Source organism: Sinomonas sp. R1AF57, assembly GCF_002224485.1.
Lineage (GTDB): Bacteria > Actinomycetota > Actinomycetes > Actinomycetales > Micrococcaceae > Sinomonas > Sinomonas flava.
In genome coordinates, this window is the sequence record NZ_CP022463.1 from 1288689 (window position 1) to 1314004 (window position 25316).

Below are 25316 nucleotides of genomic sequence, written 5' to 3' on the forward strand. Positions count from 1 at the left end.
GCCGCTGGCGTAGGCTGGACCGGTGGACGACCAGCTCGAACGACTCAACAGCCTCCCCCTCCGCGACGATCTCCGCGGACAGCACCCCTACGGTGCGCCGCAGCTTGACGTCCCCATCCAGCTCAACGTCAACGAGAACACGTACGGGGTCCCCGCGGACGTGCAGGAGGCCATCGTCGAGGCTGTCCGAGCGGTGGCCGGCGGTCTCAACCGCTACCCCGACAGGGAGTTCACCGAGCTGCGCGAGGCCCTCGCCGAGTACCTCGGCCACGGGCTGTCCGCAGAGCAGCTCTGGGCCGCGAACGGCTCCAACGAGGTCCTGCAGCAGCTCCTGCAGGCCTTCGGCGGACCCGGCCGCGCGGTCCTGAGCTTCCCGCCCACGTACTCCATGTACCCCCTGCTCGCGAGCGGCACCGGGACGGCGTACCTCCGGGGCGAGCGGTCGGCCGACTTCAGCCTGAGCCCCGAGTCCGCAGCCGCCCAGGTGCGTGAGCACGCGCCGAACATCGTCATCCTCTGCTCGCCGAACAACCCGACCGGGACGGCACTCGGCCTCGACGTTGTCGAGGCCGTCTACGAGGCGGGGGAGGCGAGCCAGAGCATCGTCATCGTCGACGAGGCGTACGCCGAGTTCGCCCAGGCAGGGACGTCGACGGCGCTCACGCTCCTTCCCGGGCGCCCCCGGCTCGTCGTCACGCGGACCATGAGCAAGGCCTTCGCCCTCGCCGGTGCCCGGCTCGGCTACCTCGCGGCGGCGCCCGAGGTGATCGACGCCCTCCGCCTCGTGCGGCTTCCCTACCACCTCTCCGCCGTCACCCAGGCCACCGCGCTCGCAGCGCTCCGGCACCGCGACTCCCTGATGGCAGAGGTCGAGGCCATCAAGGCCCAGCGCGACAGGATCGTCCGCGAGCTGATCCGACTCGGGCTCACCCCCGCCGCCTCGGACTCCAACTTCGTGTTCGTCACGGGCTTCGAGGATCCGCAGGCCGTGTGGCGCGGACTTCTCGAGGTCGGCGTGCTGGTGCGCGACGTCGGAATCCCCGGGAGCCTTCGGGTGACCGCCGGGACCGAAGCGGAGACTACCGCGTTCCTCACGCGGCTCGAGGAGCTGCTCGCGCACTGAGCGCGGCGGTCCCTGACCGCGCGCCGCCCCGCGGCCCCCGGCACGGGGCGTGCTGCGAGGCGAATAGAATAGAGACCACCCCCTCACCCGAAGGACACATCCATGAGCACCGAGCTGCAGACCGCGGACCTCCAGGAGCGGACCGGGCGGCGCGCGCGGATGGAGCGCACGACGAGCGAGTCATCGGTCCTCGTCGAGATCGACCTGGACGGCACCGGCCGCTCGGACATCTCCAGCAGCGTCCCGTTCTACGACCACATGCTCACGGCCCTGGCCAAGCACTCGCTCATCGATCTGACCGTCAAGGCGACGGGGGACACCCACATCGACGTCCACCACACGGTGGAGGACATCGCGATCACGCTCGGAGAGGTCCTCAAGCAGGCGCTGGGCACCAAGGCGGGCATCCGCCGCTTCGGCGAGGCGAGCGTGCCGCTGGACGAGGCGCTCGCGCACGCCGTCGTCGACGTGTCCGGGCGCCCCTACCTCGTGCACGGCGGCGAGCCTGCCGGACAGGAGTACCACCTGATCGGCGGCCACTTCACGGGCTCGCTCACGCGGCACGTGTTCGAGGCGATCACCCTGCACGCCGGGATCTGCCTGCACATGACCGTCCTCGCCGGTCGGGACCCCCACCACATTGTCGAGGCCCAGTTCAAGGCCTTTGCCCGTGCCCTCCGCGCCGCGGTCGAGCCCGACCCGCGCATCGGAGACGCCATCCCGTCGACAAAGGGAGCCCTGTGAGCACCGTACCCGGAGCGGACTCCCTGCCCGAGGCGCCGGCGGATGCCCCGGGAGGCGTCGCCGTGGACCCGCGGAACGCGGGCGGACCTGCGACGGACCCCGAGGGGCGGCCCACCGTCGTCGTGCTCGACTACGGCTCGGGCAATGTCCGCTCGGCGGTGCGCGCCCTCGAACGGGCCGGAGCCGCGGTCACGCTGAGCGCGAAGGCGGAGGATGCGCTCAACGCCGACGGCCTCGTGGTGCCCGGCGTCGGCGCGTTCGCGACCGTGATGGAGGAGCTCAAGGCCGTGGACGGCCTGCGCATCATCGGCCGCCGCGTCGCCGGCGGGCGCCCGGTCCTGGCCATCTGCGTCGGGCTCCAGATCATGTTCGAGCGCGGGATCGAGCACGGTGTCGAGGCCGAGGGCCTCGGAGAATGGCCGGGCACCGTCGAACTGCTGCCCGCCGACGTCGTCCCGCACATGGGCTGGAACACCGTCACGGTCCCAGAGGGGTCGAAGCTCTTCGCCGGCGTCGAGGACGAGCGCTTCTACTTCGTGCACTCCTACGGTGTCCAGAAGTGGGAGTTCGAAGTCGCCCAGCCGCGCATGGCCCCGCCGCTGGTGACGTGGAGCGAGCACGGCGCCCCCTTCATCGCGGCAGTCGAGAACGGTCCCCTCTGCGCGACCCAGTTCCACCCCGAGAAGTCGGGAGACGCGGGCGCGCAGCTCCTGCGCAACTGGGTCCAGTCGCTGCGCCGGGGCACTCCCTCCGGCGCCGAGGACGCCGCCTGAATGTGGTCCGTTCTGCTGTTCGGCCTGGCCGGGCTGCTCGTCGGAGGCGCGATCTCGTTCCGCAAGCAGGGCCTTCCCAACTGGACGTGGATCGCCTTCGGCGCGTTGGCCGTGGCCGCCCTCGTGGCGGCCTACGTGCTGACCCTTCCGGCCGCATGACCTCCGAATTGTTCCCATCCCTTCCCTCCAGGAGACACACCACATGAGCGCTGGGGAGACCATCCTCGAACTCCTGCCCGCCGTCGACATCGTGGACGGCCAGGCCGTACGCCTCGTGCAGGGGGAGGCGGGCAGCGAGACCGGCTACGGCTCGCCGCTCGACGCGGCGCTGGCGTGGCAGCAGGCCGGCGCGGAATGGGTGCACCTCGTGGACCTCGACGCGGCCTTCGGACGGGGCGACAACCGCGCCCTGATCGCGGACGTGGTCAGCAGCCTGTCGCTCAAGGTCGAGCTGTCCGGCGGCCTCCGCGACGACGCGAGCCTGGACGCGGCCCTCGAGCTGGGGGTCGCGCGCGTGAACCTCGGCACCGCCGCGATCGAGAACCCCGAGTGGACGGCCAAGGCCATCGAGCGCCACGGCGACCGGATCGCCGTCGGGCTCGACGTACGCGGCACCACGCTCGCCGGGCGTGGCTGGACCAAGGAGGGCGGTGACCTCTGGGAGGTGCTCGCACGCCTCGAGGACGCCGGCTGCGCCCGCTACGTCGTGACCGACGTGACCAAGGACGGCACCCTCCAGGGGCCCAACCTCGGCCTCCTGCGCGAGATGTGCCAGCGCACCGACAAGCCGGTCGTCGCCTCGGGCGGGATCTCCGGCCTCGATGACCTCCGCGCGCTCCGCGAGCTCGTCCCGCTCGGGGTCGAGGGCGCGATCGTGGGCAAGGCGCTCTACTCCGGCCAGTTCACGCTCCCCGAAGCGCTGGACGTGGCCGGGCGCCGCTGATGACGCACGACGGCGACCGCGGCCATGCGCACGGTCCGCACCACGCCCACGGCGCAGGTGGGCCGCAGCGGCATCTGCCCGGCCACATCGCCGCCGCGCTGGCCCGAGCCGGGAGCGCCGCCGACTCGGCGGGGCAGCCGTGGGCCGGCCGTGACCTGAGCGGCGACGGGAACCCCCTCCACACCTTCGACGGCGACGACGGCGCGGCCGACACGGGCGTCGCGGCGGCGCTCGCCGCCCTCGCCTCGGGCACCGGGGACGAGACCGCAGTCCACCGTGCGCTCGCCACGGCCCGCGTCTTCGTCGCCGTCGTCGCGGAGCTCGCCGAGGGCGGCCTCGGCGAGCACGGCTTCGCCGAGGACAAGGAGGCGGACATGGCCCTCGTGACCGTCGCGGCACCCGACGGCCGGAAGGCGCTGCCCGTCTTCACGACCGTCGAGCGACTCGCCGCGTGGCACCCCGAGGCCCGCCCTGTGGCCGTGTTCGCCCCACGCGCGGCGCTCTCAGCCGTCTCCGAGGGCGCCGAGCTCCTCGTCCTCGACCCCGGGGCGGACGTGACGTTCGTGCTCCGCCGGCCCGGGGTATGGGCGCTCGCTCAGCAGCGCGAGTGGACGCCGTCGTACGCGGATGCGGATCTGGTCGGCGAGGTCGGCCGGGCGTCCGAGAGCATCGACGCGGTGCGGGGCATCGAGATCGGCCCCGGTGCAGGCGTCGCCTCGCGCGACGCGTCCGGACGTGTGCTCGCGGGCGGCGGCCCCGGGCCCGAGCTCCGCCTGACCGTGGCCCTCGAGCCCGGATTGCCAGCAGAGGCAGTGCGTGAGACTGTGTCAGAGCTGCACGGCCGGCTGGCTGGCAGCGCGCGCTTCGCGGAGTCGGTCGACTCGATCGAGATCAAGGTCCGCCCGGCGACCAGCTGAGCCCGAACCGCGCACCGCCCGGGGGGAGGGGACCATGCACTTCGCGCACTACGGCCAGCTCTGGCGCACGCCGATGGTGCGCCGGCTGCTCCTGGTCGCCATGGTCGCGCGGCTCCCGCACTCCGCCGCCGGAGTCCTGCTGACGCTGCACGTCGTCCAGACCCTGGGCCTCGGGTACGCCGCCGCGGGCGCCGTCGCCGCAGTGCTGACCGTCGGCATCGCTGTGGGGGCGCCCTGGCGCGGCCGGCGGGTGGATGCGGCAGGTCTGCGCGCCGCCCTTGTCCCCTCGATCCTCGCCGAGGCCCTCGTGTGGGGCGTGGCGCCCCACCTCGAGTACCCCTGGCTCCTGGCGGCGGCATTCGTGGGCGGGATCTTCGCCCTGCCGATCTTCTCCGTGGTGCGGCAGTCGCTCGGCGTCATGACGAACGCTGCCCAGCGCCGCACGGCCTTCGCCCTCGACTCGATCTGCACCGAGGTGACCTTCATGGTCGGGCCCGCCCTCGCCGCCGTCGCCGCCGTGCAGGCCTCCACCATCTGGGGGATCACTGCCGTCGGCGCCTCCGCGGCCGCTGCTGGGCTGGCGCTGATGTGGTTCAATCCGCCGACGCGCACGGGCCAGCCCGGCGCCCTCTCCAGCGACAGCACCGGGCTCGGCACGGGCGGGTCCCCGGAGGACCTGCCCTCCGGGCTCGAGTCCGCCGCCCGGCCTGCCCCCACGGAGGTCGCCGCGGGCCAGGCGGACGGGGCCTCTGGGCTCCGCCGCCTCCTGATCCGGGCGCGTGGGGCGGACTCGAGGCCGCCAGGGAAGTGGCGGGTGGGCGTCGCCGTCGTCGTGGTCATGGCCGTCGCCGCCGGTGCCGGCATGGTGCTGTCCGGCACCGACGTCGGGATCGTCGCGATCCTGCGCAGCCACGGGGAGGCAGCCCAGCTCGGGATCGTCTTCTTCTTCTGGTGCGCGGCGTCCCTGGTCGGGGGGATCGTCTACGGCGCCATGCACCGGCCGGTCTCCCCGCTGGTGCTCCTGCTCGTGATGAGCGTGCTCACGATGCCGCTGGGCTTCGCGCACGACACCGGCACCCTCAGCGTGCTGTCCATCCTTCCGGGGCTCCTGTGCGCGCCGACCATGTCGGCAGCCTCCGAACGCGTGGCGGAGCTCGTGCCCGAGGAACGGCGAGGCGAGGCGATGGGGTGGTACGGCTCCGCCCTCACCGCGGGCACGGCCCTGGGCTCTCCTCTGACCGGCACGCTCGTAGACGCGGTCGGACCGTGGGCGGGCTTCGCCGGTATCGGGGCGGCCGGAGTGCTGCTGTGCTCGGCGGCCCTCGCGGCGCAGGGCGCACGACGGCGCCGACGGGCGCCCGCCCCCGGCTCACCCGCCGCCTGACGTCTGGAGGTCACCTCCTGGGGGTCACACGAAGTGACCGCCAGGAGGTGACCTCCAGAAGGTGACCCTTAAAGGGTGCGTGCCGCCCGTGTGCGGGCGGTGTCAGTTGACCGGGCCCGTGTACTTCTCGCCCGGGCCCTTGCCCGGCGCGTCCTGGATGGCGGACGCCTCGCGGAACGCGAGCTGGAGCGAACGCAGGCCGTCGCGCAATGGGCCGGCGTGCTGCGACCCGATTTCGGGTGCGGCCGCGGTGACCAGCCCGGCAAGGGCGGTGATGAGCTTGCGGGCCTCGTCCAGGTCCTTGAGCCCTTCGGCGTCCGGGCCCTCGGCGAGCCCGCACTTCACCGCGGCAGCGCTCATGAGGTGCACCGCCGTCGTCGTGATCACCTCGACAGCGGCGACCTCCGCGATGTCCCGCACCTGCGCGCTCACGTCCGGTGCGGCGTCGGCGGGGTCGCCGAAACTGTGGCGGTGGGCATCGTGCGCGGTGGACGGCGCGTCGGAGGACGCGGCGGGGTTCGGGGTGCTGCTGCTCATGCTGATAAGCTTGTCACAGACCGACTGGATGTCGTTATTCCAGTGGCGGGCGCCTCACCGACAACGCACCGGTTCCCCGGGACTGTTCCGTTGTGCGGTTGTCTGCGTCAACCCTGTATAATTGACAGATAGTTTGCAAGCGGAGATCTCTCCCACCTGTCGGCGTCCGGGCCTCATGGCCGGAAAGCTGCCGGGTACTCAGGTTGGCCGGACGGCGCGCGCCGTCGCTCCGGGCAGGCGCTCCAGCGGGGCGCGTCCATCCGAGGCCTCCGATTGCACCGGCAATCGGGGGCCTTCCTTGTTGCCGGGCACGTCCGCACATGTACAGGAGCTTGAACATTAGCGATCCACGCATCAATGAGCGAATCCGCGTCCCCGAGGTGCGCCTCGTCGGGCCCGCCGGAGAGCAGGTCGGCATCGTCCGCATCGAGGATGCCTTGCGCCTGGCCGCTGAGGCCGACCTCGATCTCGTTGAGGTAGCACCGCAGGCCAAGCCGCCGGTGTGCAAGCTGATGGACTTCGGCAAGTACAAGTACGAGGCTGCGGTGAAGGCGCGTGAGGCGCGCAAGAACCAGACCAACACGGTCCTGAAGGAAATCCGCTTCCGCCTCAAGATCGACAAGCACGACTACGAGACGAAGACGGGCCACGCGCTCCGCTTCCTCGGTGCGGGCGACAAGGTCAAGGCCATGATCCAGTTCCGCGGCCGTGAGCAGCAGCGTCCGGAGATGGGCATCCGCCTGCTCCAGAGGTTCGCTGAGGACGTCGCCGAGGTGGGCGCTGTCGAGTCCGCCCCGCGGATCGACGGACGAAACATGGTCATGGTGATCGGCCCGCTCAAGAACAAGGCGGAGGCCAAGGCGGAGGCCCGTCGCGCAGCCCAGCGCGCCACGGACAAGGCCAAGGCCGAGGCGGCGAAGGCGGGGAATGTCACCGCCGACGGCGCCCCCCTGACTCAGTCGCTTGCGGACTCCATCCCTGCGGAGCTGCTCCAGGCAGCCACGGCCCGCGAGGCTGAGGCACCCGAGGCTGAGGCACCCGAGGTCGAGGTACCCGAGGTCGAGGAGACGCCCACCGCGGCGCCTTCGGCTCCTGAGGAGACCCCCGCGGCCGAGGAGGCTCCGGCCCCCGAGGAGGCTCCGGCCGCCGAGGCGGACAAGCCGCAGGCTGAGCCCGTGGCGGCCCAGCCTTCCCAGCCGAAGGCGCAGCCCGCTGAGCCGAAGGCTCCCCGCGAGACCGCCGCGCCGAAGCCCGCCGCCTCGGGTGCTTCCAAGCCTGCGGTTCCGGCCGCGCCCAAGCCGGTCCCGTCGCCGTCCTCCGCGCGCCCCTCGGCGCCCAAGCCGGCGGCGCCGAAGCCCAGCGTTCCCAAGCCCGGTGCGCCGCGCCCGTCCGCGGCCACGCCGAAGCCCTCCGCCCCGAAGCCGACGGCACCCCGGCCGTCCGGCCGGCGGGGCAACTAGCCAGACCCGGCAGACGGACCGGCGCCTGAGAGGGCGCCGGTCCGCCGAGCCGGTCCACCGCCGCCGGCCTGCCGGCGGGCGGAGAAACCAGTCGGTCCGCGCAAGCTGACCGCCAGAGAAAGCCGCGGCCTCGCGCCGCGGGTACGTAAGGAGATCGGTTCCCATGCCGAAGATGAAGACCCACAGTGGCGCCAAGAAGCGCTTCAAGCTGACCGGCTCGGGCAAGCTCAAGCGCCAGCAGGCCAACCGCCGCCACTACCTCGAGCACAAGCCCACGACGCTCACGCGCCGCCTCGCCGGCGACAAGATCGTCTCCCCGGGCGACGCCAAGGTCATCAAGCGGATGCTGGGCGTCTGATTTCTTCCACCCACCGGCCCCTCCGGGGCCACTAGCCATCCCGGCCGGGCGCATCGCCCGGGTGTCTGGGAGAGATTCAAAAGGAGTACGCACGTGGCACGTGTGAAGCGGGCAGTCAACGCCCACAAGAAGCGCCGGACCATCCTCGATCGGGCCTCCGGCTACCGCGGCCAGCGCTCGCGCCTGTACCGCAAGGCCAAGGAGCAGCTGCTGCACTCGTTCGTGTACAGCTACCAGGACCGCCACAAGCGCAAGGGCGACTTCCGTCGCCTCTGGATCCAGCGCATCAACGCAGCCTCCCGCGCGAACGGTCTGACCTACAACCGCCTCATCCAGGGCCTCAAGGCCGCCGAGGTCGAGGTCGACCGCCGCATGCTCGCCGAGCTGGCCGTCTCGGACGCGACCGCGTTTGCCGCCCTCGTCGAGGTCGCCAAGAACGCCCTCCCGGCCGACGTCAACGCCCCCGTCGCCAAGTAGCGAGCGGACGTCGCGGCCCCGCGACCCCCTTCGACAGCGCCCGTGCAGCCCTGCTGCGCGGGCGCTGCCGCGTCCCGGGCCGCTGCGGCGTCGCTAGAGTTGGTCCGTGATACCGACCGAGACCATGGCCAACCCCCGCGCCGACCGTGTGCGTGACGTCGCCAAGCTGGCGACGCGCGCGGCGAGGAACCGGCGTCACCGCTTCCTCGCCGAAGGTCCCCAGGCGGTGCGTGAGGCGCTGCGCCTCGACGCCGAGCGGCGCGCCGACGGGCGGGACGCCGTCGTCGCCGAGGTGTACGCGAGCGAGGCCTGCCTGGACCGCTACCCCGAGATCGCCGGGCCGGCCGCGGCGACCGGCCAGCTCCGCCTCGCGACCGACGACGTGCTGGCCGCCATGGCGGACACCGTGAACCCGCAGGGCGTCGTCGCCGTGTGCACGATGCTCGACGTCGCGCTCGAGGACGTCCTCGCCCGCCGCCCGCGGCTTCTGGCCGTCATGTGCCGGGTCCAGGATCCCGGCAACGCAGGCACCATCCTCCGCGCCGCGGACTCGGCCGGTGCCGACGCGGTCGTGCTCACGGCCGGCAGCGTGGACATCTACAACCCCAAGGCGGTCCGCAGCACCGCCGGGTCGCTCTTCCACGTCCCCGTGGTGCTGGGTATCGAACCGGAGGACCTCGCCGCAGCGGCCCGGGCCGCCGGGCTCGGGGTCCTCGCAGCCGACGGCGAGGGCCCGGTCGATCTCGACCGGCTCCAGGACGAGTCGGCGGCGAGGCGCATGGGAACCGCCGCCGCTGTCGGGGAGTACCGCCTCGAGGCGCCCACCGCGTGGCTGTTCGGGAATGAGGCGCAGGGCCTCAGCGAGGAGGAGAAGGCCCTGGCCGACCACCGCGTGGCTGTCCCGCTCTACGGCGCGGCCGAGAGCCTCAATGTCGGCACCGCAGCCACCGTCTGCCTGTACGCGAGCGCCCGCAGCCAGAGGCGCTGACCTCCCGGCGGGGCCGGTTCCCGGCATGCCCGAACGGGTAGGTTGGTACCGATCGCACTTCGGGACTCGAGGAGAAAGCAGGCACCATCATGGCTTCTGGCGGTGGGACCAAGGCCGTCGTCGCGGCGCTGTCCGCGAATCTGGCCATCGCGGTGATGAAGTTCGTCGCGTTCCTGCTCACGGCGTCGTCGTCGATGCTCGCGGAGGCCATCCACTCGGTGGCCGATTCGGGCAACCAGGTCCTCCTGCTTGTCGGCGGGAAGCGGGCCGGGAAGCAGGCGAGCCCCGAGCACCCCTTCGGCTACGGCCGGGCGAGGTACATCTACGCCTTCATCGTCTCGATCGTCCTCTTCACCGTGGGCGGCCTCTTCGCGCTGTTCGAAGCGTGGGAGAAGTTCCATGACCCGCACGGAATCGAGGGTGCGTGGTGGTGGGTTCCCCTGGCCGTCCTCGTCGGGGCAATCATCGCCGAGGGGCTGTCCTTCCGCACGGCGATCCACGAGTCCAACCAGATCCGCGGGAACCAGTCTTGGGTCTCGTTCGTCCGTACCGCCAAGCAGCCCGAGCTGCCGGTGATCCTGCTCGAGGACTTCGGGGCGCTCCTCGGCCTGCTGTTCGCACTCTTCGGGGTCTCGCTCACGCTCATCACAGGCAACGGGGTCTGGGACGCACTCGGCACCGCCATGATCGGCATCCTCCTTGTCATCATTGCCGGGGTCCTCGCCGTCGAGACGAGCTCGCTCCTGCTCGGCGAAGCCGCCACGAGGACCGACGTGGCGAAGATCGAGGGGGCCATCCAGTCGGACGGGACACGCATCATCCACCTGCGCACCATGCACCTAGGCCCCGAGGAGCTCCTCGTGGGCGTGAAGATCAGCGTCGCGCCGGGGGCCTCGGGGGCCCAGATCGCCCAGGCGATCGACGCCACCGAGGTGCGCATCCGCGACGCCGTTCCCGCAGCCCGCGTCATCTACATCGAACCGGACATCCAGCGGGAACGGCCCGCCCAGGGAACCCCCGCTGCCGAGCCGGAAGTGCCCCGTGCGGGCTCCCACTGACCGCACGGGCTCCCACTGACCGCGCGGGCGGTCCCTAGACTGGGCTCCATGGCTTCACGCATCAGCGAGCTGGTCCTCAAGTGCGCCGACCCCGAGCGGCTGGCCGTGTTCTGGGGCGAGGTCCTCGGCTACGTCGAGATCGACCGTCAGGACGGCGCGATCGAGATCGGGCCTCCCACGGCCGGCTTCGGCGGCCTGCAGCCCACGATCATCCTGAGCCCCAGCAGCGACCCTCGCGGTGGTCGGCTGCCCCTGCACATCGACGTCAACCCGGTCGACTGCGAGCAGGACGCCGAGCTGGAGCGCCTGCTCGCGCTCGGGGCGCGACCCGCAGACGTCGGCCAGACCGGTGACGAGCAGTGGCACGTCCTCGCCGATCCCGAGGGCAACGAGTTCTGCCTCCTGCGGCGGCGGCTCGCGCCCTGAACGCACTTCCGGTGTGACGCGCGACGGCGGCAGCCCGGGTTGGGCTGCCGCCGTCGCGCTCGCTCGGGTCGCGCTAGGCGACGGGGTGGCGGCGCTCGAGGCGGCCGCTCAGGAGCGCGATCGCGAGGCCGAGCACCGCGAGCACCGCTCCGACGTAGGCGGGGGCGGTGAATCCCCAGCCGGCCGCGATGACGACCCCGCCGAGGAATGCTCCGAGGGCGTTGGCGACATTCAGGGCGGAGTGGCTGAGCGACGTCGCGAGCGTCGCTGCACCCGGGGCCGAGTCCAGCAGCCGCGACTGGAGCGCGGGGATGAGGATGGACCCGGAGCCGCCCACCACGAACACCATGAAGAGCGCGGTGGGCCACCACGACGCCGCCAGGCCGTACACCACCATGACGGCGGCGACGGCGCCGAGCGCCCAGTAGATGGTGCCCATGACGGAGCGGTCCGCGAGTCTCCCACCGACCACGTTGCCCACGACCATGCCGAGCCCGTACAGCGCCACGACGAGGGGGATCAGGGACTCGGGGAGCCCCGCGACAGCGGTCATGGTGTGCGCGATGTAGGTGTAGGTCGCGAAGAACCCGCCGAAGCCCACGACGCCGACGGCGAGCGCGAGCCAGAGCTGCACCCGGCGCAGAGCCGACAGCTCGCGGCGGACGCTGGCCTCCGGGTGGGCGGGCTCGAACGGGACGAAGCGGGCCACGAGGGCCACACACGCGAGCGCTATCACCGCCGTTGCCACGAAGAGGAGCCGCCACCCGAACGCCTGGCCCAGCCACGTCGCCGCCGGAACCCCGAGCACGTTCGCGATGGTCAGCCCGGACATGACGGTCGCGATCGCCCAGCCGCGCTTGGTCGGGGCCACGAGCGAGGCCGCGATGGCTGCTGCGGTGCCGAAGTAGGCCCCGTGGGGGAGGCCCGCGGCGAAGCGGGACAGCATCATCGCGCCGTAGTCCGCGGCAGCGAAGGAGGAGAGGTTGGCGAGCGCGTAGAACGCCATGAGCCCGAGCGCGAGGGCCTTGCGCGGCAGGCGCGCGCCGACGGCTGCGAGCAGGGGCGCGCCCACGACGACGCCGAGCGCATACGCCGAGATCAGCTGGCCGGCCTCCGCCGTGCTGATGGAGAGGCCGCGTTCGACCTCCTTCAGCAGCCCCATCGTCGCGAACTCGACGGTGCCGATGGCGAAGCCGCCGATGCCAAGGGCGAGCATGGCCCAGAAGAGAGGGCGGGGGGCGAGCACGGTGGGCCGGGGGCGCGGCGCGGCTGCGGTGGTCTGGGAAGCCCGCGCCGCGGACGCGGCGGCCTGGGCCTCGGCTGTGGCCGTCGGCGGGGCAAGGGCGGGATCGGGCTGGGGCACGGCGGGGTGTCCTTGGGATAGGTCGGGGCATGGCGGTGAGGAACGCCGTCGGCCCTCGATCTGCCCTCAACACTACGGGACGCCGGTCCATTCCCTCCTAGACTGGCCGGATGCACAAGGAGAGGCAGGAGACCCCGAACGGCGCGGCCGCTGCCACGCTCGTCCAGGTGGTCGGAGCGGCGATCGTCGACTCGCTCGACCGGCCGGGCCGGCTGCTGGCCGCGCGCAGGACGGCGCCGCCCGCGCTGGCCGGCCTGTGGGAGTTCCCGGGCGGCAAGGTCGAGCCCGGGGAGGCTCCCGAGGACGGGCTGCGGCGCGAGCTCGCCGAGGAACTGGGCGTCGATGTGGTGCTGGGGGACGAGGTCCCCGGACCACTCGCCCAGGGGTGGCCCCTCAACGAGCGCGCCGCGATGCGCGTGTGGCTGGCCGAGGTGGCGGCCGGAGTCCCCGAGCCGCTCGAGGACCACGACGAGCTCCTGTGGGTCCCCCTCGAGGGACGCGCCCTCCAGGACCTCCCGTGGATCCCGGCCGACCTCCCCATCGTGGACGCTGTGCGGAGCCAGACGACCGCGGGCCGAGGAGTGCCCAGAGCCTGAGTGCCCGGAGGCTGAGAGTGCCAGAGGCTGAGCGCTCAGAAGAGGGTCTGCTGGACGGAGTCCTGGCGGGGCTCGGTCGCCTCCGCCGGCTGCCCGGCCTCCCGCACCCCTGCGTCACGATGCCCGAACCCTTCGGTGCGGCCGAAACCGTGGCGCTTCTTCGCCGCGGAGACGCGCTGGGCGAGCCACGTCCGGTACTCGGCCGGGGCGTAGGCGCCCTTGGAGTAGAGCCTGCGGTACCGGCCCACGAGCTGCGGGTGGCTCCGGGCGAGCCAGCCGATGAACCACTCACGCGTCCCGGGGCGGAGGTGAAGGGCGCCGGCCGTCACGCCGGTCGCCCCGGCGGCGGCCAGCGCCCCCATGAGGGCGTCGAGGTGCTCTTCCGAGTCGGTCAGCCACGGCAGGATCGGCATGGCCATCACGCCGCAGGGCAGCCCCGCCTCGCGGAGGCGGGAGATGAGCTTCAGCCGAGCCGAGGGCGAGGGCGTGCCCGGCTCGAGTGCCGACTGCAGGTCGGGGTCCAGGACGGCGAGGGAGATGCTGGTCCCGATCGGGACGTGGGTGCTCGCGGCCTTCAGCAGGGGGATGTCCCGGGCGAGCAGCGTTCCCTTGGTGAGGATCGAGAACGGCGTGCCCGAATCCGCGAGCGCCCGGATGATGCCGGGCATGAGGGCGTAGCGCCCTTCGGCGCGCTGGTACGGGTCGGTGTTGGTCCCCAGTGCCACGTGCTCCCGGCTCCAGGAGGGCTTCGACACCTCGGCCCGGAGCACCTCGCCCACGTTGACCTTGACCACGAGCTGGCGGTCGAAGTCGAGCCCGGCGTCGAGGTCCAGGTACGTGTGGGTGTTGCGGGCGAAGCAGTACACGCACGCGTGGCTGCAGCCGCGGTAGGGGTTGACTGTCCAGCGGAAGGGCATGGAGGACGCCGGCGGGACCTTGTTGAGCGCCGATTTCGCGGCGACCTCGTGGAAGGTGATCCCGTGGAACTCCGGCGTCCTGACCGTGCGCAGCGCCCCTGCCAGGGGAAGGAGGGGCGGCTGGGCCGGCTCGTCGGCGGTTTCCCGGAGGGGGAGTTCGGAGACCGCCTGCGTGTTCCATCGCATGCCGTCTATTCGAAACTATGTTCGATAGTCTGTCAAGGAGGTGTCCGGCGCGTCGGATCAGTCCAGCGTCCAGGTCACCGTCACGCTCGCCGCGACCTCGGCCTGTCCCGCTTCCAGCCCGGGCGCGGCGTCGGCGGCCAGCGCGACGCGGCGCAGGGGCACTTGCTGGCCCTCAGGCGCGGCTCCGGCGTCGATCCTCACCACGGCGCCGAGGCGGCGCTGTGCGAGCGAGGCGAGCCGCTCCGCGGACGACCGGGCGTCCTCGAACGCGGCCTCCTGCGCCCGGGTCCTCGCGGGGGAGGGGTCCGACACGACGAGGGAGACCCCGTGGATCCTCGCCGCGTCCCCGCCTGCGGCGACGACGGCGTCGAGCAGGGCTCCTGCGGCCGCCAGATCGCGGACTGCCAGCGTGAGCCCGCGGCTGGCGGCGTAGCCGAGCAGCTGGTGGCCGCGTCCTTCCTGCCACGCCGTCTCGCTCGTGACAGAGAGGGCGCTGGAGGCGATGTCCTCCCGGTGGACCCCTCCGGCGAGCGCTGCCGAGACCATCGCCTCCGCCGCGCCCGTGGCCGCGGCGAACGCCTCGGCGAGCCTGGCCGAGCGGCACTCCGAGGCAAGGCGCAGCACCGCCGTGTCCGGCGCCACCCGCACCACGCCGGTGCCGGTGACGGTGATCGACTCCCCGGTCTTCATGGACGTCCTCTCTCCTGACGGCGCTCGGCCACGTACCCGCCGTCGGCAAGCCCGGCCAGCTTTTCGAAGGGGTTCTGCGCGGCGGGGTCCCCGCTCCGCGACCAGGACCAGAGCGCTGAGGCGAAGTACAGCGGCAGGAAGGGAAGGCCCAGGCAGAAGGCGTACTGGGTCGCGTGCCGGGACTCGTGCGCCAGGAGCGCGGGCCGGGCCACGAGCCCACCGGCGCTGCCCCTGGTGAAGACGACGTTCCCCACGACGAACGCCGCCGCGAGGGGCAGCCTGGGCCGGTAGCCCTCGGCGATGAAGAGGCCGTCGGGGCCCCGGCGCAGCGGCGTGCGCGCAGCCGCCGCGAGCGCCAGGCCCAGCGGCGTCGAGAGGTTCACGGTGTTGAGCACTGCCCGTGCCCGGCTCCCAAGGCGCACAGGGGCATGGTAGCCGTGAACTAGACTTGGCGGGTGCCCGAGACTACACCGCAACCTGCCGATACCGAGGTTCCCGTGACCGAGACGAGTGTCCCCGATCCTGTCGACGAGGCCGCTGTGAGCGCCGCCGTGGAGGACGCCCTGGCCGCTGTCGCGGCTGCCGAGGACCTCGATGCGCTCAAGGCTGCGCGCATTGCCCACACGGGTGAGAAGTCTCCGCTGGCCCTCGCGAACCGCGCTATCGGGTCGCTCCCGAAGGAGTCGAAGGCGGCCGCCGGGAAGATCGTCGGCGGCGCGCGCGGACGGGTGAACAAGGCCATCGCCGAACGCCAGGCCGTGCTCGAGGCCGAGAACGATGCGCGCATCCTCGTGGAGGAGACCGTCGACGTCACGGCGGCTCCGCGCCGCCGTCGTGCCGGGGCCCGTCACCCGCTCTCGACGCTTCAGGACCGCGTGAGCGACATCTTCGTCGGGATGGGCTGGGAGATCGCCGAGGGGCCCGAGGTCGAGTCCGAGTGGTTCAACTTCGACGCGCTCAACTTCAAGCCCGACCACCCCGCCCGGGAGATGCAGGACACCTTCTTCGTCGACCCGCCCGAGGCCCACCTGCTGCTGCGCACGCACACGTCGCCGGTGCAGGTCCGCTCGATGCTCGAGCGGGAGGTCCCGATCTACGTCCTGTGCCCCGGCAAGGTCTTCCGCACCGACGAGCTCGACGCGACGCACACGCCCGTGTTCCACCAGTTCGAGGGCCTGGCCATCGACAAGGGTCTGTCCATGGCCGACCTGCGCGGCACCCTCGAGCACTTCGCCCGCCAGATGTTCGGAGCCGAGGCGCAGATCCGCCTGCGCCCGAACTACTTCCCGTTCACCGAGCCGAGCGCGGAGCTGGACATCTGGCATCCGGGCGCCAAGGGCGGCCCGCAGTGGATCGAATGGGGAGGATGCGGCATGGTCAACCCGAACGTGCTGCGCGCGGCGGGCATCGACCCCGAGGAGTACTCGGGCTTCGCCTTCGGCATGGGCATCGAGCGCACGCTCATGTTCCGCAACGAGGTCGCCGACATGCACGACATGATCGAGGGCGACGTCCGCTTCAGCCAGCACTTCGGGATGGAGATCTAGTTCAATGCGAATCCCCCTTTCATGGCTGCGCGAATACACGCAGCTCCCTGCAGACGCGACCGCAGAGGACCTCATGGCGGACCTCGTGAAGGTCGGCCTCGAGGAGGAGGACGTCCACCGTCCGTCCGACTCGATCCGGGGCCCCATTGTGGTGGGGCAGGTGCTCAGCGCCGTCAAGGAGCCGCAGAGCAACGGCAAGACGATCAACTGGTGCCAGGTGCGCGTGGTCCCGGAGGGCCAGGAGCAGACGCTCACCGGCAAGGGCATCGACCCCTCCGGCGTCCAGGGCATCGTGTGCGGTGCGCACAACTTCGCGCCCGGCGACAAGGTCGTGGTGACCCTCCCCGGAGCGACGCTGCCCGGCGACTTCCACATCGCCGCCCGCAAGACGTACGGCCACGTCTCGGCGGGCATGATCGCCTCCGTGCGCGAGCTCGGCATCGGCGACGACCACGACGGCATCCTCGTGCTCTCGCGCATCGGGCTCGACCCGGAGGTCGGCACTGATGCGCTGGAGCTCCTCGGCCTGACCGACGAGGCGGCGGAGATCAACGTGACCCCGGACCGGGCCTACTGCTTCTCGATCCGCGGCATCGCCCGCGAGTACTCCCACGCCACCGGCACCGAGTTCACGGACCCGGCCGAGCTGATCAAGGCGCCTGAGGCGCTCGAGGGGGGCTACGGCGTCGTGCTCGACGACCAGGCGCCCATCTACGGCGTGCCCGGCTGCGACCGCTTCGTCGCGCGGACGGTGCGCGGCATCGACCCCACCCGGCCGACGCCGCAGTGGATGGTCTCGCGGCTGCGCCTCGCCGGCGTCCGCTCGATCTCCCTGCCGGTGGACATCTCGAACTACGTCATGTTCGAACTCGGCCAGCCGATCCACAACTACGACCTCGACAAGCTGACCGGCCCCATCACGGTGCGCCGCGCCGCGCCGGGGGAGAAGCTCGAGACCCTCGACGGCAAGGTCCGGGAGCTCGACCCCGAGGACCTTCTCATCACCGACGAGTCGGGGCCGATCGGCATCGCCGGCGTCATGGGCGGTGCGTCGACCGAGTGCAGCGACGAGACCGTGAACATCCTCGTCGAGGCGGCCCACTTCGACACGGTGAGCATCGCCCGCTCGCGCCGGCGCCACAAGCTGCCCTCGGAGGCGTCCAAGCGCTTCGAGCGCGGCGTGGACTGGAACGTCGCGCACGTGGCGGCCCAGCGCGTCGTCGACCTCCTCGTCGAGCTCGGCGGCGGCGTCGCGGACGAGGTGGGCACCGACGTCGGGACGGCGCCCGAGCCGATCCGCATCCCGCTGCCAGCGGACTTCGCCTCCGAGCGGATCGGAATGGAGTTCAGCGAGGAGCTGATCACCCGAACGCTGGGGGACCTCGGCGCGCGCATCGAGCGGTCCGGGTCCGACTTCCTCGTGACACCGCCCAGCTGGCGCAATGACCTGGAGACGAAGGAGGACCTCTCCGAGGAGATCGCGCGTCTGGTCGGCTACGACAAGATCCCCGCGACCCTGCCAGTGGCCCCTCCCGGGCGCGGCTACACCCGCAGCCAGCAGCAGCGCCGTCGGCTCGTGCAGGCGTTCGCCGACGCAGGCCTGACCGAGGTCCTCTCGTACCCGTTCGCCTCCAGGAGGCAGAACGAGACGTTCGGCGTCGCCGAGGCCGGGGCCGCGCGCCCCGCCGTGAAGCTCGCCAACCCGCTGAGCGAGGAGCACGGATGGCTCCGCACCTCCCTGCTGCCGGGCCTCATCGACACCGCGAAGCGGAACCATGGCCGCGGCTTCCGCGACCTCGCGGTCTTCGAGGCCGGGCTGGTCTTCCTGCCCGAGGACGGTGCCCTCGGAACGCCGGAGATTCCCCCGCTCGGCGTCCGTCCCGCCGATGAGGTCCTCGACGCGCTCTACGACGGGCTGCCGGACCAGCCCCTGCACGTCGCGGCGGTCCTGACCGGGAAGGACTCGCCCCAGGCACCGGGCACCGAGCCTCGTGCGTGGGACTGGGCCGACGCGCTCGACGTCGCGCGCCTCGCCGGCGACGTGCTCGGCGTGGAGCTCGTGGTCAGCCAGGGATCGCACCAGGCGTTCCACCCGGGGCGGGCGGCGCAGCTTGCCCTGCGCTCGGGCGAGGTCGTCGGGTTCGCCGGCGAGCTGCACCCGAAGCTGCTCGCCGAGCTGGACATGCCGGCGCGCTCGGTGGCTGTGGAGCTGGACGCCGACGCGCTGTTCGAGGCGGCGGCCGACGTCGTCGTGGCCAAGCACCTCTCCACGTTCCCGGTCGCGACCCAGGACGTCGCCCTCATCGTCGACGCCGCGCTGCCGGCGGGCGAGGTGCTCGGTGCGCTCCGCGAGGGGGCCGGTGAGCTCCTCGAGGACGTCCACCTGTTCGACGTGTACACGGGCAAGGGCATCGACGAAGGCAAGAAGTCCCTCGCCTTCGGCCTGCGCTTCCGCGCCGAGGACCGCACCCTGACCGCCGACGAGGCCTCCGAGGCCCGGGCGGCCGCCGTGGCGCTCGCCGCCGAGCGGTACGGCGCGGTCCAGCGCGGCTAGCACGTCCCGCCGCCGTGCTCCTGCGGGCAGTGCCGCTCGGGTCGCCCGGGTCGGTGCTGCCCGCCGGCGTCTGCACGCCCGGGGAGCTCGAGCGGGCCGCCGCGATCCTCGAGCCCGTCCGGAGCCACGAGTTCCTCGCCGGGCGGCTCGCGCTCAGGGCACTCGTGGCCGAGGCCGCCGGGACCGATCCCCGGCTCGTGCTCCCGGCGTACACCTGCCCCGACTGCGGGCGGGGGGAGCATGGTGCGCCCGGGTTCGTGCTCGCGGCCTCCGCGCACGACGGCGGTGCCCGCCTGCCGCTTCCCCGTCCCGGGCGGCTCCTCCCGGTCGCGGCGAGCATGTCCCGCGCCGGGGGCTGGGCCCTCCTCGCCGCCGAGGTCACCCCGTGTGCCGCCGAGGTCACCCCGTGTGGTGCCGAGGTCACCCGGTGTGGTGCCGAGGTCACCCGGTGTGGTGCCGAGGTCACCCCGTGTGGTGCCGAGGTCACCCCGTGTGGTGCCGAGGTCACCGGTTGCGTGCAGGGTCTCGGCGTCGACCTGGCCGCCGTCGCTGACTTCCGCGCCGCGATCCCGGACGCTGCCTTCTCAGCGGCCGAGCGCCGTCGTGCGTTGGAGGCGGCAGAGCCCGCCCGGGAAGCGGCGAGGATCTGGGCGCGCAAGGAAGCCCTTCTGAAGGCCTTCGGCAGCGGGCTGCGCGGGGACACCCAGTCGATCGAGACGCTCGAGGACCCGCGGGTGCGCGACCTCAGCCCGGCAGCTCTCGGCCTGCCGCCGGAATTCGTCGCGGCCGTCGCCCAGACGCGCTGCAGCTGACCCCCAGGAGGTGACCCACAGGAGATGACCTCCAGAAGGTGACCCACAGGAGGTGACTCCCAGAGGGAGGGGACGGGAAGGCGGCCCGCCGGGGTGGCTGCGGAGGCTACCGGGGGAGCGGCGGGAGCGCGCGCTCGAACAGCCAGGGCCCCAGCAGGTCCTCGGCGCGGAAGCCGCGTGCGCCGGCGCCGACGCGTCCGAGCAGCTCGGTGAAGTCCGCCGTCGTCGCATTGCCGTGCCGCCGCTCGGAGCCGAAGGCCGCCAGCACCCGGAAGAACCGGTCGTCCCCGACGGCCCGCCGCACCGCATGCAGCGCCAGCGCGCCCCGCTTGTAGACCCGGTCGTCGAACATGAGCTCCGGGCCGGGCGCCGCCACGAGGATGTCCTCCTTCTGCTCCGAGAGCAGCCTCCAGGCGTCGGCCGCCCGCGCGGCGGCGGTTCCCTGCCCGGAGTGCTCGCTCCACAGCCATTCCGCGTAGCAGGCGAACCCCTCGTGGAGCCAGATGTCCTCCCAACGGCGCGCGGTGACCGAGTTGCCGAACCACTGGTGGGCCAGCTCGTGCGCGAGGAGCCGTTGGGATTCCCACGACCGCGTGATGTGGTTGCGCCCCACAATGGAGAGCGTCTGGGCCTCGAGCGGGATCTCGAGGGGGTCGTCGGTGACGACGACGGTGTAGTCACGGAACGGGTACGGCCCGAAGAGCTCGGCGAACAGCTCGACCATGCGCACCTGGTCGCGGAGGCCCGTCAGCGCCGCGCCGCGCAGCGCCGGCGGCACGGCGGCGAACACGCCGACGGCGGGGGAGCCGTGCGCACGCACCCGCCCGAGCTCGAGGAACTGGTAGCGCCCGATGATCAGGGTCGCGAGATAGGGCGCCATGGGCTCGTGGACCTCGTAGGCCCAGGTCTCGCGGCTGGCCTTGCGTCGGTGGCCCACGAGGAGGCCGTTCGAGACGACCCGGTAGCCAGCGTCCGCCGTCGCCGTGATGCGGAAGGTCGACTTCTGGCTCGGGTGGTCGTTGCACGGGAACCACGTGGGAGCGCCAACAGGCTGGCCGGAGACGAGCACGCCGTCGGACAGTTCCTCCCAGCCGACCTCGCCCCAGAGCCCATCCACCGGCTCCGGGGTGCCCTCGTAGCGGATCTCGAGGTGGAAGTCCTGGCCCTTCGCAAGGGGGGCTGACGGCGTGATGCGCAGCTCGTCGGCGCGCTGGGACGTCTTGGCGGGCTTCGCGCCGTTGACCTGGACCTTGGTCGCCCGGAGGCCGGCGAGGCTGAGGACGATGGTCTCGAGCCGGTCCCGCGCAGTGGAACGAAGGCGCGCACGCCCGGACAGGCGGTTGCTCGCGAGGCGGATGTCGAGCTCGAGGTCGTAGTGCGCCACGGCGTAGCCCGCCTGTCCGTGTCCGGGCGTGTAGGGGTCCGGCAGGGCCTCGTCCTTCGACTTCTTCCCGGGTCGGGTATGCGTCGTCTGGCTCACCGCGTGGGTGCCTCCGGTTCCTTCCAGGGCGCCACGGGGTTGCCGCGCCAGTAGCTGGCCGCCGGGACGTGCTCGCCCCGCATCACGAGCGACGCCGGCCCCACGGTCGCGCCGTCGGCGATCTCCGCCCCCGGGAGGATCACACCGTGCGGGCCGAGGGTCGCGCCCTCGCCGAGCACCACGGCGTCGATCGCCATGATGCGGTCGTGGAACAGGTGCGTCTGCACCACGCAGCCGCGGTTCACGGTGGAGCTCGGGCCGAGCGAGACGAGGTCCGCCTCGGGCAGCCAGTAGCTCTCGCACCACGTGCCCGAGCCGATCTTCGCACCGAGGGACCGCAGCCACCACACGAGCGCCGGGGTGCCGGACGCCGCACGCGCGAACCACGGTGCCGCGACCATCTCCACGAACGTGTCCTGGACCTCGTTGCGCCACACGAACGAGCTCCACAACGGGTGCTCGCCGGCCTTGATGCGCCCCACGAAGAGCCACTTCGCGGCCGTCGCGGACACCGCGGCGATCGCGCCCGCGACGAGCATGACGGCGCCGCCCAGCAGTGCCGCGGGCAGGTACCCCCACGCCGAGGCGAGCCAGTCGAGGGCAACGAGCACGACGACGGCGATCGCCACCGTGAGCACGACCGGCACCGCGCGGCACAGCTCCCACAGGGCCCGGGCCACCTTGAGGCGCGGGACCGGGTTGAAGGTCCGCTCGGTGTCCGACGAGATGGCGGTGCGGCGGAGGCGGACGGGAGGACTGCCCAGCCAGGACGAGCCCGACTTGGCCTTCTTGGGTGTGGCCGAGAGGACCGCGACGAGTCCGTCCTTGGGCACGGCGCGGCCAGCCGCCGTCATGCCCGAGTTGCCCAGGAACGCGCGCTTGCCGACCTTAGCCGGGGCGATCTTCACCCAGCCGCCTCCGAGCTCGTAGCTGGCCACCATCGTGTCGTCGGCGAGGAACGCGCCGTCGGCCACCGTGGTCATCTTCGGCAGCAGGAGGACCGTGGACGCCTCGACGTGCTTGCCGACCTTTGCCCCCAGGATCCGCAGCCACACCGGGGTGAAGAGGCTCGCGTAGACGGGGAACAGGACGTCCCGGGCCAGATCGAGCACACGCTCGGTGGCCCAGACCTGCCAGCCCGTCCGGGAGCGGATGCGGTGGTACCCCTGGGTCAGGCCGAGCCCGAGAAGGCGCGTCACGCCAGCGACGAGCGCCAGGTTGAGCACGAACCAGGCGGCCGCCGCGAGGGGCGTCGCCGCGAGCAGCGGGACGATGGCACCATGCAGCGAGTCGTGCCCCCGCGCCGCCCAGACGAGCACAAGAGCGGCGGCCGCGGCCGAGACGAAAGGAATGAGGGCCAGCAGGGTCGACGCCGCCGCGAACGCGGCGATCCATGCGCCCTCGCGCACACTGGACCGGCGCACGGGGGCCTCCGGCCAGCCCGGCTTCGCCTTCCCCACCCGGGTGGCGGGTGAGCCAGCCACGCGCAGGCCGGCCTTGACCTTCCCCGACACGGCCGAGCCGGGGTCCACGACCGCCCCTGCGCCGATGCGTGCTCCCGGCAGGAGCGTGCTGCGCGCGCCCACGGCCGCGCCGGCGCCGATGCTGATGCCGCCGATGTGCACCCAGTCCCCGTCGATCCACCAGCCGGAGAGGTCCACCTCGGGCTCGACCGACGCGCCCGGGCCAACGGACAGCATGCCCGTGACCGGGGGGACGGAATGAAGCACGGCGTCCCGGCCGATCTTCGCGCCCAGGGCCCGCGCGTAGTACGGGACAAACGGCGCGCTCGCCAGGCTCACGGCCTGGGCGAGGTCGGAGATCTGCTCAGCAAGCCACAGGCGCAGGTGGACGCTGCCCGAGCGTGGGTACCTGCCGGGCTCCACCCCGCGCAGCAGGACCCGGGAGGCCGCGACAGAGATGGCCATCCTGCCCCACGGGCTCACGAACACGAGCCACATGGCGGCGACCCACCACCACGAGAGTGTGGGCGCCGCGGACCATCCGCCGATCGCGGCGAGCAGGTTGTTGCCCGCGGCGAGGTACGTGAGCCACCGCATGCCCACGAGGATGAAGAGCGGTATGCCCATGAGGGTCTGGACCACCTGGGTCCGGCGCGAAGTGGGCCGCACGGTCCGCTCCCGCGGCTCAGCCGCTGCCCCGCCCGTTCCGAGGACGGCCTCGACGAGCGCGCCGACCCGCGGGTGCGCGTAGACGTCCGCGACTGTCACCGTCGGATACCTCCGGCGCAGTGCCGAGACGAGCTGCGCGGCGGAGAGCGAGCCGCCGCCATGGGCGAAGAAGTCCGCGTCCAGGCCGGGGGCCCGCGTGCCGAGCACGGCGCCCCACTGCTCGACGATCCACGCCGCATCCTCTGGCAGCTCGAGGCCCGGCCCCTCGTCATCGGTCTGGCCCGGCAGCGGCCATGGGAGCGCGTTGCGGTCCACCTTGCCGCTCGTCTTGGTCGGGAGGGAGCCGACGACGGCGAGCACCGGCACGAGCGCGGCCGGCAGCTCCCGCGCGAGGCGCCTCCGGTATGCGGCGAGGTCCGGCGTCACCCCGTCGGAAAGCGCCAGGTACCCGACAAGGATCTGGTTCCCCGCCGCCGTCGTGCGCACAGCCGCGGCCGCGCCGGCAACGCCGGGGAGCGCCTGGAGGGCGGCGTCGACCTCGCCGAGCTCGATGCGGCGGCCGCCGAGCTTGACCTGCTCGTCGGCCCGGCCCTGGAACAGGAGCCCTTCAGGCTCGAACCTGACGAGGTCCCCCGAACGGTAGGCACGCTCCCAGCCGAGGCTCGGCATGGGGGCGTACTTCTCGGCGTCCTTGGCGGGGTCGAGGTAGCGGGCCAGGCCGACGCCGCCGATGATCAGCTCGCCCACGCCGCCTTCGGGCACCGGTGTGCCGTGCGCGTCGACGATTGCGAGGTCCCAGCCGTCGAGCGGGAGACCGATCCGGACGGGCCCGACGCCGTCCATCTGCGCGGCGCACGCGACCACGGTGGCCTCGGTGGGCCCGTACGTGTTCCAGACCTCGCGGCCCTCGACCGCCAGGCGGGCGGCGAGCTCGGGCGGGCACGCCTCGCCGCCGAAGATCAGCAGGCGCACGTTCTCGAGCGCCTCGGCAGGCCACAGTGCCGCGAGCGTGGGGACGGTGGAGACGACCGTGATGCCGCGCTGCACGAGCCACGGTCCCAGGTCCATGCCCGTGCGCACCAGCGCCCGCGGGGCGGGGACCAGGCACGCCCCGTGCCGCCAGGCGAGCCACATCTCCTCGCACGAGGCGTCGAACGCGACGGAGAGCCCGGCCAGGACCCTGTCCTCCGGGCCGACCGGCTCGTGCCGGAGGAAGAGGCGGGCCTCGGCGTCGACGAACGCGGCCGCGGAGCGGTGGGACACCGCGACGCCCTTCGGCGTGCCCGTCGAGCCGGAGGTGAAGATGATCCAGCAGTCATCCTCGGGACGGGGCATGCGGGGGGCGGGGAATGGCTTGGGCCGCTTCCTGCCCACCACGAGGGACCCGCCTCCGCGGATGATTCCCGCGACGCCGGCCTCGCCGAAGACGAGCTTCGCGCGCTCGTCCGGGTCGTCGGCGTCCACGGGGACGTATGCGGCGCCCACGAGCAGCACGGCCAGGATCGCGATGTACAGCTCCGCGGTGCCCGAGGGGATCCGCACGCCGACGCGGTCACCGGCGCCGAGGCCTGCCGCGTGGAGCGTCCGGCCGGTGGCGCGGACCTCCTCGAGCAGTTCGGCGTAGGAGAGGGCCCGGACGCCGTCGTCGATCGCCGGGGCGTCGGGGAAGGCCTGCGCGGTCGCGATCAGGATGTCGATGAGTGTCCTCGCCGGCGGAGTCCGGTCCGAGCCGGGCAGCTGGGGAGGATGGGGCCTCGGCGCGGCCTCTGCAACGCGTTCTGGGGCATCTGTCACTGCCGGGCCTTCGGGCTCGCTCGGGGCTGTCATCTCCCGGCCCATTGTTGCAGAGCG

At 72.6% G+C, this 25316-nt stretch carries 24 protein-coding genes; 17 read left to right on the forward strand and 7 right to left on the reverse strand.

The window, feature by feature from the left end; translation table 11 throughout:
- Window positions 1-22 precede the first annotated feature (22 nt).
- From CGQ25_RS05900 to CGQ25_RS05930, 7 genes are all read left to right on the forward strand, one after another.
- Window positions 23-1123: a histidinol-phosphate transaminase gene (locus tag CGQ25_RS05900; protein ID WP_208712238.1), complete on the forward strand. Its 1101-nt coding sequence runs from the start codon at window positions 23-25 to the stop codon at window positions 1121-1123.
- Window positions 1124-1225: 102 nt separating this feature from the next.
- The gene (hisB, locus tag CGQ25_RS05905; protein ID WP_208712239.1) at window positions 1226-1867 is read left to right on the forward strand and encodes an imidazoleglycerol-phosphate dehydratase HisB; all 642 of its coding nucleotides are present in this window, start codon (window positions 1226-1228) and stop codon (window positions 1865-1867) included.
- 62 nt (window positions 1868-1929) lie between these two features.
- Entirely contained in the window at window positions 1930-2640 is a 711-nt protein-coding gene (hisH, locus tag CGQ25_RS05910) for an imidazole glycerol phosphate synthase subunit HisH (RefSeq protein ID WP_208712925.1), read from the forward strand.
- The gene (locus CGQ25_RS05915) at window positions 2641-2799 is read left to right on the forward strand and encodes a hypothetical protein (protein ID WP_208712240.1); all 159 of its coding nucleotides are present in this window, start codon (window positions 2641-2643) and stop codon (window positions 2797-2799) included. It abuts the gene before it with no gap.
- A gap of 43 nt (window positions 2800-2842) precedes the next feature.
- A complete protein-coding gene (gene priA, locus CGQ25_RS05920; RefSeq protein WP_208712241.1) occupies window positions 2843-3583 on the forward strand; it encodes a bifunctional 1-(5-phosphoribosyl)-5-((5-phosphoribosylamino)methylideneamino)imidazole-4-carboxamide isomerase/phosphoribosylanthranilate isomerase PriA in 741 nt (246 codons plus the stop codon).
- Entirely contained in the window at window positions 3583-4500 is a 918-nt protein-coding gene (locus CGQ25_RS05925) for an SseB family protein (protein ID WP_208712242.1), read from the forward strand. The genes priA and CGQ25_RS05925 overlap by 1 nt, the downstream gene beginning before the upstream one ends.
- Before the next feature lie 34 nt (window positions 4501-4534).
- Window positions 4535-5884: an MFS transporter gene (locus CGQ25_RS05930; protein WP_208712243.1), complete on the forward strand. Its 1350-nt coding sequence runs from the start codon at window positions 4535-4537 to the stop codon at window positions 5882-5884.
- A gap of 102 nt (window positions 5885-5986) precedes the next feature.
- On the opposite strand, the gene CGQ25_RS05935 is transcribed toward CGQ25_RS05930, so the two are convergent.
- Entirely contained in the window at window positions 5987-6421 is a 435-nt protein-coding gene (locus CGQ25_RS05935; RefSeq protein ID WP_208712244.1) for a DUF1844 domain-containing protein, read from the reverse strand.
- Between the two features lie 332 nt (window positions 6422-6753).
- Between CGQ25_RS05935 and infC the strand changes: the two genes are divergently transcribed.
- From infC to CGQ25_RS05965, 6 genes are all read left to right on the forward strand, one after another.
- Window positions 6754-7881: a translation initiation factor IF-3 gene (gene infC, locus CGQ25_RS05940; protein WP_255405605.1), complete on the forward strand. Its 1128-nt coding sequence runs from the start codon at window positions 6754-6756 to the stop codon at window positions 7879-7881.
- 163 nt (window positions 7882-8044) lie between these two features.
- On the forward strand, window positions 8045-8239 hold the full coding sequence (gene rpmI, locus CGQ25_RS05945; protein ID WP_208712246.1) for a 50S ribosomal protein L35: 195 nt from the start codon (window positions 8045-8047) through the stop codon (window positions 8237-8239).
- A gap of 93 nt (window positions 8240-8332) precedes the next feature.
- Window positions 8333-8716 carry a 50S ribosomal protein L20 gene (gene rplT / locus CGQ25_RS05950; protein ID WP_208712247.1) on the forward strand — a complete coding sequence of 128 codons (384 nt, stop codon included), beginning with the start codon at window positions 8333-8335 and terminating at the stop codon, window positions 8714-8716.
- Window positions 8717-8840: 124 nt separating this feature from the next.
- Complete coding sequence (locus tag CGQ25_RS05955) at window positions 8841-9704, forward strand: RNA methyltransferase (RefSeq protein ID WP_208712927.1); 864 nt, start codon at window positions 8841-8843, stop codon at window positions 9702-9704.
- 89 nt (window positions 9705-9793) lie between these two features.
- Window positions 9794-10762: a cation diffusion facilitator family transporter gene (locus tag CGQ25_RS05960; RefSeq protein ID WP_208712248.1), complete on the forward strand. Its 969-nt coding sequence runs from the start codon at window positions 9794-9796 to the stop codon at window positions 10760-10762.
- 48 nt (window positions 10763-10810) lie between these two features.
- Window positions 10811-11188 carry a VOC family protein gene (locus CGQ25_RS05965; RefSeq protein ID WP_208712249.1) on the forward strand — a complete coding sequence of 126 codons (378 nt, stop codon included), beginning with the start codon at window positions 10811-10813 and terminating at the stop codon, window positions 11186-11188.
- A 73-nt stretch (window positions 11189-11261) separates the two neighbouring features.
- On the opposite strand, the gene CGQ25_RS05970 is transcribed toward CGQ25_RS05965, so the two are convergent.
- Window positions 11262-12404 carry an MFS transporter gene (locus tag CGQ25_RS05970; RefSeq protein ID WP_208712928.1) on the reverse strand — a complete coding sequence of 381 codons (1143 nt, stop codon included), beginning with the start codon at window positions 12402-12404 and terminating at the stop codon, window positions 11262-11264.
- Between the two features lie 257 nt (window positions 12405-12661).
- Between CGQ25_RS05970 and CGQ25_RS05975 the strand changes: the two genes are divergently transcribed.
- Window positions 12662-13147: a (deoxy)nucleoside triphosphate pyrophosphohydrolase gene (locus CGQ25_RS05975; RefSeq protein ID WP_208712250.1), complete on the forward strand. Its 486-nt coding sequence runs from the start codon at window positions 12662-12664 to the stop codon at window positions 13145-13147.
- A gap of 35 nt (window positions 13148-13182) precedes the next feature.
- Here CGQ25_RS05975 and CGQ25_RS05980 read toward each other — a convergent pair whose 3' ends face one another.
- The 3 genes from CGQ25_RS05980 to CGQ25_RS05990 are packed head-to-tail and all read right to left on the reverse strand — an operon-like array spanning window position 13183 to window position 15362.
- Complete coding sequence (locus CGQ25_RS05980) at window positions 13183-14250, reverse strand: Rv2578c family radical SAM protein (protein ID WP_208712251.1); 1068 nt, start codon at window positions 14248-14250, stop codon at window positions 13183-13185.
- Window positions 14251-14307: 57 nt separating this feature from the next.
- Window positions 14308-14940, reverse strand: a complete 633-nt coding sequence (locus CGQ25_RS05985; protein WP_208712252.1) for an SIMPL domain-containing protein — start codon at window positions 14938-14940, stop codon at window positions 14308-14310.
- Entirely contained in the window at window positions 14937-15362 is a 426-nt protein-coding gene (locus CGQ25_RS05990) for a hypothetical protein (protein WP_208712253.1), read from the reverse strand. Before CGQ25_RS05990 ends, CGQ25_RS05985 begins: the two co-directional genes overlap by 4 nt.
- A gap of 75 nt (window positions 15363-15437) precedes the next feature.
- Between CGQ25_RS05990 and pheS the strand changes: the two genes are divergently transcribed.
- The 3 genes from pheS to CGQ25_RS06005 are packed head-to-tail and all read left to right on the forward strand — an operon-like array spanning window position 15438 to window position 19853.
- Entirely contained in the window at window positions 15438-16487 is a 1050-nt protein-coding gene (pheS, locus tag CGQ25_RS05995; RefSeq protein ID WP_208712929.1) for a phenylalanine--tRNA ligase subunit alpha, read from the forward strand.
- A gap of 4 nt (window positions 16488-16491) precedes the next feature.
- Window positions 16492-19041, forward strand: coding sequence for a phenylalanine--tRNA ligase subunit beta (gene pheT / locus CGQ25_RS06000; protein WP_208712254.1), 2550 nt, complete (start codon window positions 16492-16494; stop codon window positions 19039-19041).
- A gap of 14 nt (window positions 19042-19055) precedes the next feature.
- Entirely contained in the window at window positions 19056-19853 is a 798-nt protein-coding gene (locus CGQ25_RS06005; protein ID WP_208712255.1) for a 4'-phosphopantetheinyl transferase superfamily protein, read from the forward strand.
- 106 nt (window positions 19854-19959) lie between these two features.
- Here CGQ25_RS06005 and CGQ25_RS06010 read toward each other — a convergent pair whose 3' ends face one another.
- Both CGQ25_RS06010 and CGQ25_RS06015 read right to left on the reverse strand, forming a co-directional pair.
- Window positions 19960-21333, reverse strand: coding sequence for a M1 family metallopeptidase (locus tag CGQ25_RS06010; protein WP_208712256.1), 1374 nt, complete (start codon window positions 21331-21333; stop codon window positions 19960-19962).
- Window positions 21330-25292 (reverse strand): Pls/PosA family non-ribosomal peptide synthetase, encoded by a 3963-nt coding sequence (locus tag CGQ25_RS06015; RefSeq protein ID WP_208712257.1) that lies wholly within the window; start codon window positions 25290-25292, stop codon window positions 21330-21332. Before CGQ25_RS06015 ends, CGQ25_RS06010 begins: the two co-directional genes overlap by 4 nt.
- Between the last annotated feature and the right edge of the window lie 24 nt (window positions 25293-25316).